Source organism: Streptomyces sp. NPDC002790 (genome assembly GCF_040295505.1).
Taxonomy (GTDB): domain Bacteria; phylum Actinomycetota; class Actinomycetes; order Streptomycetales; family Streptomycetaceae; genus Streptomyces.
This window is the reverse complement of record NZ_JBEOVM010000177.1, coordinates 1-8,608: the sequence shown is the minus strand read 5'-3', so window position 1 is coordinate 8,608 and position 8,608 is coordinate 1. Positions and strand designations below refer to the sequence as shown.

Genomic DNA, 8,608 nt, shown 5'->3' with positions numbered 1-8,608 from the left:
CCCACACCACCAACCGACAACGCCCCCTCGTTCCACCCCAACAACCGAACCCGCTCATCAACCCCCAACACATCCACACCACCCAGCGCCACATCTGTCCCTCCGCTCAGCGCGTCGACGACGCGCTCCACGGCGGTACGCAGCAACTGGACGATCGATTCCGGGTCGAGCGCGTCCACGGTCTGCACGCTCAGGCTCAGCCCGCCCGTCCCCCAGTCGTTGACCGACACGGTCACGGGGTAGTTGGTCCGATCCTGGACCATGACGCGCTGGATGCCCTCGATCGACCGCTGCCCGTTCCGCTCCTCGTCGGCCGGACGTTCGGCGGCGGTCACGTGCCGGTAGTTGAACAGAGAGGTGAACAGCGGCGTGTTGTCGGTGATCCCGCTGACCTGCTGTGCCACCGACAGCGGTGCGTGCTCGTGCTCCAGCAGCCCCGCCAGCTGATCCCGCATCCCCTCGACAGCCGCGCGTACGCCCATCTGACCGGTACGCACCCGCACGGGCAGGGTGTTGAGGAACGGGCCCAGCACCCGCTCCGCTCCTTCACCGGCGTTCATCCGGCCGAACAGCACGGTCCCGAAGACGACGTCGTCACGCCCCGACAGCACTCCGAGCACGCGCGCCCACGCGACGTGCAGAACCGTCGCCGCGCTGACCCCCAACTCCCGTGTCACGCGCCGCAGTCCGTCGGTGACATCAGTGGCGACGGGCAAGACCGCCGAGGCCACGCCGCCGTCGCCGCCGCGCGTGTCGAGCAGCCCGTACGGGGCCGTCGGCTCGGTCACATCACCGAGCAGCTCGGCGAAGTACCGCTCATGCTCGGCCCGGGGCACCGCACGGGTCTGCGCCACGAAGTTCCGGAACGGCATCGCAGGCGCCAACTCGTCCGCGTGGCCCGTGAGTACCGACCTGAGTTCGTCCAGCAGCACGTCCATGCCCATGTGGTCATGCAGCATGTGATGCATACGTACGACGGCCAGCCATCGGCCTTCGGGCAGTTCGGCCGCATGCACGTCCAGCAGGGGGGCGCGGCCCAGGTCCATCACCGACCCCGCGAGGGCGATCAAGCGATCCGCCCGCTGTACGGGCTCGTTCGCCTCCCCATCCTCCAAGTTGTGCTCAATGACGGGCAGTTGAGCCTGCCGCCACACCACCTGAACCGGCGTACGCAGACCCTCCCACACCACACCCGTGCGATAGATGTCGTGCCGGTCCATCACCTGCTGCAACGCGCCGGTGAACGTCTCCAGCCGTTCCCGGGAGTCGAACTCCACCACCCGCGCCGTCAGATAGACATCCCCACCCTCGTCGGCCATCAAGTGGTGGAAGAACATCCCCTCCTGCAACGGCGCCAGCGGATAGATGTCCGCCACGTTCGCCGCCCCGCCGTCGACCGCCGCGACCACCCGGTCGATCTCCTGCTGCGACAGCTCGACCAGCGGCAACATCTCCGGCGTGATCCGCCCCGCACCCACCGGGATCAGATTCTCGGGCACCTCCACCGAACCGACGCCGCCGGCCCTGGCCAACCCGGACGGCGTCGGTGTCTCGAACAAGGCCCTGATCTTGACTTCCGTGCCCAGCCTGGTCCGGATCCGCGAGAGCAGCCGGATCGCGAGCAGCGAGTGTCCGCCCAGCTCGAAGAAGCTGTCGTCCACTCCGACCGTGTCCAGGCCGAGGACCTGGGCGAAGATCTCGCAGAGCGCGGCCTCGGTCGCGTTCGCCGGTTCCCGACGGCGGGCGCCTGCCGTGACATCGTCGGGTGCGGGCAGGGACTTGCGGTCCAGCTTGCCGTTGGCGGTCAGCGGCAGCGCGTCCAGCGTCACGAACGCCGCCGGGACCATGTGCTCGGGCACCCGGCCCGCCACGAAGCCGCGCAGGTCACCGGTGTTTACGCCGCCTTCGGTGCCGGTGTCGGCGGGCACCACGTAGGCGACCAGACGCTTGTCACCCGGAGTGTCCTCACGCGCGATCACCGCGACCTGAGACACCTCCGGGTGCGCCGACAGGGCGGCTTCGATCTCGCCGGGCTCGATGCGGAACCCGCGGATCTTCACCTGCTCGTCGGCGCGGCCGAGGAACACCAACTGCCCGTCCGGCGTCCACTTGGCCAGGTCGCCGGTGCGGTACATGCGCTCACCAGAACCGGCCGGGAAGGGGCAGGCCACGAACCGCTCACCGGTCAGCCCCGCACGGCCTACGTACCCGCGCGCCAGCCCAGCACCGGCCACGTACAGCTCCCCGGACACACCCACCGGCACCGGTCGCAGCGCCCCATCGAGCACGAACAGCCGGGTGTTGGCGATCGGCGCACCGATCGGCACCACCCCACCAGCCACCACCTGCGGCGACAGCTCGCCCGTCACCACCCCGACCGTGGTCTCGGTCGGCCCGTAGTGGTTGAACACCCGCTGACCACCAGCGGCCGCCGCCTGCACCAATTCCTTGACCCAGCCGGCCTGCGCGGCTTCACCGCCAAGCACCACCGACCCGGCCGGCAGCAACGCCTCGACACCCACCGCCGCCGTCAACGCCGCCAGATGCGACGGCACCACCTTGATGTGGTCGATCCGCTCCTCGGCCACATACCGCGCCACCGCCTCCGGATCCGTCACCAACTCGGCTTCCAGTACGTGCAGTTGTCCACCCGTGACTAGGCTGCTGAACACCACCGTGTTCCCGAGGTCGGTCACCTGCGCCTGCAACAGCGCATACCGCGCCCCCGGCACATCCCAGCCCAACCGCCCCGACACCGACGACACATAGTTGGCCAGCGACCCATGCGTCACCGCCACACCCTTCGGCACACCCGACGACCCCGACGTATAGATCACATACGCCAACCCGGCCGCATCCACGACGGGGAGTACCCCGTCCGGCGACGCCTCCGCATGACCGTCCAGGCGTAAAGCAGTCGTCGGGTCGTCGAGGACGAGTGTCCGCGCCTGCCCGACCGACAGACCACCGAGCGCCTCCTGGGTGCCCAGCACCAGCCGCACGTCGCTGTCGGCCAGCATGAACTCCACGCGTTCCGAAGGCAGTTCCCCGTCAACCGGCAGATACGCCGCTCCTGCCTTCCACACCGCCAGGATCGCCGTCACCATCTCCACGCCACGCGGCAGGCACAAGCCCACCACCGACTCCGGGCCCACACCCAGATCACGCAGATGGCACGCCAGACGGCCCGCCCGCGCATCGAGCTCACCGAAGGTCAGGCGGACATCGCCGGACACCACTGCCACCGTGTCCGCGGCCGCCCGCGCGCGCTCCTCGAAGGCCTCCACCACGGACACACCCGCCGGCTCCACCGCAGTGTCGTTCCACTGCACCAACAGCCGGTCCCGCTCCTCCGCGTCGAGCACCTCGACCGTGTGCACCGCGACGTCCGGGGCTGCCGCGACCGCGTCGAGCACCCGCCTCAACCGGCCGGCGATCGCCTCCGCCGACGCTGCGTCGAAGAGGTCCGTCGACGCCATGACCGACCCGCGCACCCCCGCGGGCCGTCCCTCCGCGTCGAACTGCTCCCCCACGGCCAGATGCAGATCGAACCTGACCGGGACGGTGACCGTCTCCTCGGAGGGCTGCGCGGTCGCGGACGGCCCGCCCCTGCTGGTCTGCACATCGGCCAGGTCCAGCGCGGAGCGACGCGTGTTCTGCATGGTGAACATGACCTGGAACAGCGGATTGCGGCTCTGCGACCGTTCGGGGGCGGTCTCCTCCACCAGCCGTTCGAACGGCACATCCTGATGTGCCAGCGCGTCCAGGCTCGACTCGCGGACGCGCCTCAGCACCTGCCGGAAGTCCGGATCGCCCGACAGGTCCGTACGGATCACGAGCGTGTTCACGAAGAACCCGACCAGGCCCTCCAGCGCCTCGTCGTTGCGGCCCGCGATCGGGGACCCGATGGGAATGTCGGTGCCGGCCCCGAGCCGGGAGAGTGTCACCGCCAGCGCGGCCTGCAGCACCATGTACAGCGTGGCGCCCTCGGCCAGGGCCAGTTCCGACAGCCGCCGATGGACGTCGGCCGGAACTCGCAGCGGCACCCGGTGCCCGCGGTGTCCGGCCACCGCCGGGCGCGGCCGGTCCAGCGGCAAAGGCAGTTCCTCCGGCGCCCCGGCCAGCGTCCGCCGCCAGTACGCCACCTGCTGCGCCAGCAGGCTCTCCGGGTCCGCCGCGTCGCCCAGCAACTCGCGCTGCCACAAGGTGTAATCGGCGTACTGCACCGGCAACGGCTCCCAGTCGGGGGCCTGCCCGCGCTGCCGCGCCGCGTACGCCGTCGACACATCGCGGGCCAGTGGTGCCATCGACCAGCCGTCACCGGCGATGTGGTGGACCAGCACGACCAGCAGGGACTGCTGCGTGTCCGTGCGGAAGAGCCACGCACGGATCGGCATGTCGGCAGCCAGGTCGAAGGTGCCCCAGGCGACCTCGTCCATCGCCGCCGCCAGGTCTTCGGTGGCGACGTGCCGCACCTGCAGCGCCCAGTCGAGGTCCGCCGGAGCCAGGATGTGCTGGTACGGCTCGCCGTCGGAGACCTTGCAGAGCGTACGCAACGACTCGTGGCGGATGATCACGTCGCGCAGGGCCGCGTCCAGTGCCTCGACGTCCAGGTCTCCGCTGAGCGAGACGGCCAGCGGCACGTTGTAGGTCGGGCTGGGGCCCTCGAGCTGGCTCAGGAACCACAGCCGGCGCTGTGCGAACGACAGCGGAATCATCACTGATTCTCCTCACGCATTGGACGAAGTGCCGGTCGAGTCGTCTTCTCGCTGCCCAGCTTCGCTGCGAGCGCCGCCGGAGTCGGTGCTTCGAATAGGGTCCTGATCTTGACTTCCATGCCGAGCCTGGCCCGGATGCGGGACAGCAGACTGATCGCGAGCAGCGAGTGCCCGCCCAGTTCGAAGAAGCTGTCGTCCACCCGGACCGAGTCACGTTCGAGCACCTCCGCGAACACCTCGCAGAGGACTGCTTCCTTCTCGTTCGCGGGCTCGCGTTCTGTTGCCCCGGCCGCGGTGTGCTCCGGCGTCGGCAAGGCTGTTCGGTCGAGTTTTCCGCTGCTGGTCAGCGGCAGTTCCGTCAGCTCCACCACCGCGGCGGGCACCATGTACTCCGGCAGCAGCCGTGCCAGGTGTCGGCGGATGTCGACGCCGCCCTCGTCGGCGCCGCCCTCGTCGGTGTCACCCTCGTCGTCGCCGTCGTGAGCGCGGACGATGTAGGCGACCAGCCGGGGGTCGCCCGGAACATCCTCGCGTGCCATCACAGCGGCCCGGGAGACACCGGGGTGGCCGCGCAGCACCGTTTCGATCTCGGCGGGTTCGATGCGGAACCCCCGGATCTTGACCTGGTCGTCGGCGCGCCCGACGAAGATCAGCCGGCCGTCGGACGTCCACTTCACCAGGTCCCCGGTCCGGTACATCCGCTCGCCCGCGGATCCGAACGGGCAGGCCACGAACCGCTCACCGGTCAGCCCGGGACGGCCGACGTAGCCGCGGGCCAGTTGGGCGCCGGCGGCGTACAGTTCGCCGACCACTCCGACCGGTACTGGCGCCAGTTGGTCGTCCAGGACGAACACCCGGGTGCCTTCGAGCGGTGTGCCGATCGGCACCACACCGTCGGCGAGTGTCTCGGTGGTCAGCCGGGCGGTGGCGATGCCGACCGTGGTCTCCGTCGGCCCGTAGTGGTTGTGGATCTGCCGGTCCCCGGCCTCCCGCACCAGCTCGCCGACCCATGCGGCAGGGGATGCCTCCCCACCGAGTACCAGCGACCGGGCCGGCAGCAGCTCCCGCACACCGGCCGCGGCGGACAGGGCGGCCAGGTGTGAGGGCACCGCCTTGACGAAGTCGATGCGATGCTCGTCCAGGTACCGGGCGACCGCGTCGGCGTCCATCACCACGGTGTCGTCCAGCACATGCAGCTGACCGCCGGTGACCAGGCTGATGAAGACGACCGTGTTCCCCAAGTCCGTCACCTGCGGCTGCAGCAGCGCGTACCGCGCTCCCGGACCGGACCATCCGAGACGGGCCGACGCCGACGCCACATAGCCGGCAAGCCCGTCCTGGGTGACCGCCACACCCTTGGGTGTGCCCGTCGATCCCGATGTGTAGATCACGTATGCCAGTTGCCCGGGGGCGGTCGTCACCAACGGCGCGTCCTCGGGGCATCCGGCCGTCAGCCCCGGCTCGTCAAGCGACACGGCCGTGACACCGGCCGGCACCTCGATCGCGTGCCCGGCTTCCGTGGCTGCGGTGAGTACCAGGTGTGCTCCGCTGTCAGCGAGCATGAAGGCGGTCCGCTCGGCGGGCAGCTTGGGGTCGATCGGCAGGTAGGCCGCACCGGCCTTCCAGACCGCCAGGATCGCGGTGATCGTCTGGAGGCCGCGGGGCAGGCACAGTCCGACCACACTCTCGGGGCCCGCACCGAGGCCACGCAGGTGGTGTGCGAGCCGGTTGGCCTCCGCGTCCAGCCTGCCGTACGGCACCGGGACGCCGTCGGCCACCACTGCTGTGGCCTCGGGATCGGCCATCACCCGCTGCTGGAACCGCTCGACGACCGTCGACTCCGGGGGTGCCTGCGTGGTGCCGCTCCAACGGTTCACCAGTAGGTCCCGTTCGGGTCCGTCCAGGATGTCCACCGCGTGCAGCGGCAGGTCCGGTGTCGTGGTGACGGCCTCCAGTACCCGGAGGAACCTCTCGGCCATCCGGCTCGCGGCCGGTGTGTCGAACAGGTCGGCGGTGAGGGTCAGTCCGCCGCGCAGTCCGGCTGGTCGGCCGTTGTCGTCCAGTACCTCCGTCAGTGACACGAAGAAGTCGTAGCGACCGGGGGCCGCAGCGGACTCGTCGAGCACGGCCCCACCGCGGCCGGTGTGCAGACCGGGCAGGTCGAGAGAGGCTCGTTCGTTGTTGTGCAGTGTCAGCATGACCTGGAACAGCGGATGCCGTCCCAGCACCCGCGAGGGCGCGAGTTCCTCCACGAGCCGCTCGAAAGGTACGTCCTGGTGGGCGAGCGCCTCCAGACTCGTTTCCCTTACCCGGCCCACCAGTTGGCGGAATTGCGGATCGCCGGACAGGTCGGTCCTGATCACCAGGGTGTTGAGGAAGAACCCGACCAGATCGTCCAACGCCTCGTCGGTGCGGCCCGCGATCGGGGACCCGATCGGTATGTCCGTCCCGGCCCCCAGCCGCGACAGGGTCACGGCGAGAGCGGCCTGCACCGCCATGAACGTCGTCACGCCCTCGGCGCGGGCGAGGTCGAGCAGCCTCCGATGCACTTCGGCCGGCACCTCCACGGGCGCCCGGTGCGCCCGGCGCCCGGCCACGGCCGGGCGAGCACGGTCGACCGGCAACGGCAGTTCTTCCGGGGCCCCGGCCAGCGTCCGCCGCCAGTAGCCGACCTGCTCGGACAGTGGGCTGTCGGGGTCGGACTCCGCGCCCAGCACGTCGCGTTGCCAGAGGGTGTAGTCGGCGTACTGCACCGGCAGGAGCTCCCAGTCCGGGGCCTCGCCACGAAGCCGTGCCGCGTACGCCGTCGACACATCGCGGGCCAGCGGTGCCATCGACCAGCCGTCACCGGCGATGTGATGCAACACGACCACGAGGATGCGGTCATCCGGCCCGGCTTCGAACAGCCAGGCCCGGATGGGCAGTTCGGAAGCCAGCGCGAACGTGTGCCGCGACGCCTGCGCCACCGCCTCGCCCAGGTCCTCGAGCGCCACCTGGGACACCTGGAGGTGCCAGTCGAGTTCCCGCGGGTCGAGGATCCGCTGATACGGCTCGTCGTCCACCGCCGGGAAGAGCGTGCGCAGCGACTCGTGCCGGACGATCACATCACGCAGCGCGGCATCCAGCGCGGCGATGTCCGCCTCACCACTCAGCCTGATCGACACCGGGATGTTGTACGTCGGGCTCGGTCCCTCCAGTTGGTCCAGGAACCACAGCCGGCGCTGAGCGAACGACAACGGCACCCGCTCCGGCCTGCTCTCCGCAGCCCGCAACGGCGTCCGAGCCGCCCCCACGCCATCGGCCAGGCGGGCCACGAGACCGGCCACCGTCGGCGCCTCGAACAGCGTGCGCAGCCGCAGCTCGACCCCGAGCACGGCACGGATCCGCGACACCAACCGCACCGCGAGGAGCGAGTGCCCGCCGAGCCGGAAGAAGTCGTCGTCGACGCCGACCGTGTCGAGTCCGAGAACGTCGGCGAACACGCCGCAGAGGATCTCCTCCTGCACCGTCGCCGGGCCCCGGCTGCCCGCACCCGTCTCGTACTCGGGCGCGGGTAGTGCCTTGCGGTCCAGCTTTCCGTTCACGGTCAGCGGGAGTTCGTCGAGCGGGACGAAGGCGGCCGGCACCATGTACTCCGGCAGCCGGGTCGCGGCGAACTCCCGTAGCCCGCCCGCCTCTTGACCGGCCGAGAGCACAACGTAGGCGACCAGCCGCAGATCCCCCGGAGTGTCCTCGCGCGCCAGGACCGCGGCCTGCGCCACCTCCGGATGCGCCAGCAGAACGGCCTCGACCTCACCCGGCTCGATACGGAAACCACGCACCTTCACCTGCTCATCGGACCGGCCCAGGAACACCAACTGCCCAGCCGGAGACCACTTGACCACGTCCCC

At 70.2% G+C, this 8,608-nt stretch carries 2 protein-coding genes; both read right to left on the bottom strand.

What is annotated here, in order from left to right:
• Positions 1-4,718, bottom strand: a 4,718-nt coding sequence (locus ABT004_RS35080) for a non-ribosomal peptide synthetase (RefSeq protein ID WP_351345438.1), incomplete at its 3' end; no start/stop codon positions are given.
• Positions 4,718-8,608, bottom strand: a 3,891-nt coding sequence (locus tag ABT004_RS35075; protein WP_351345435.1) for a non-ribosomal peptide synthetase, incomplete at its 5' end; no start/stop codon positions are given. The genes ABT004_RS35080 and ABT004_RS35075, both read right to left, overlap by 1 nt.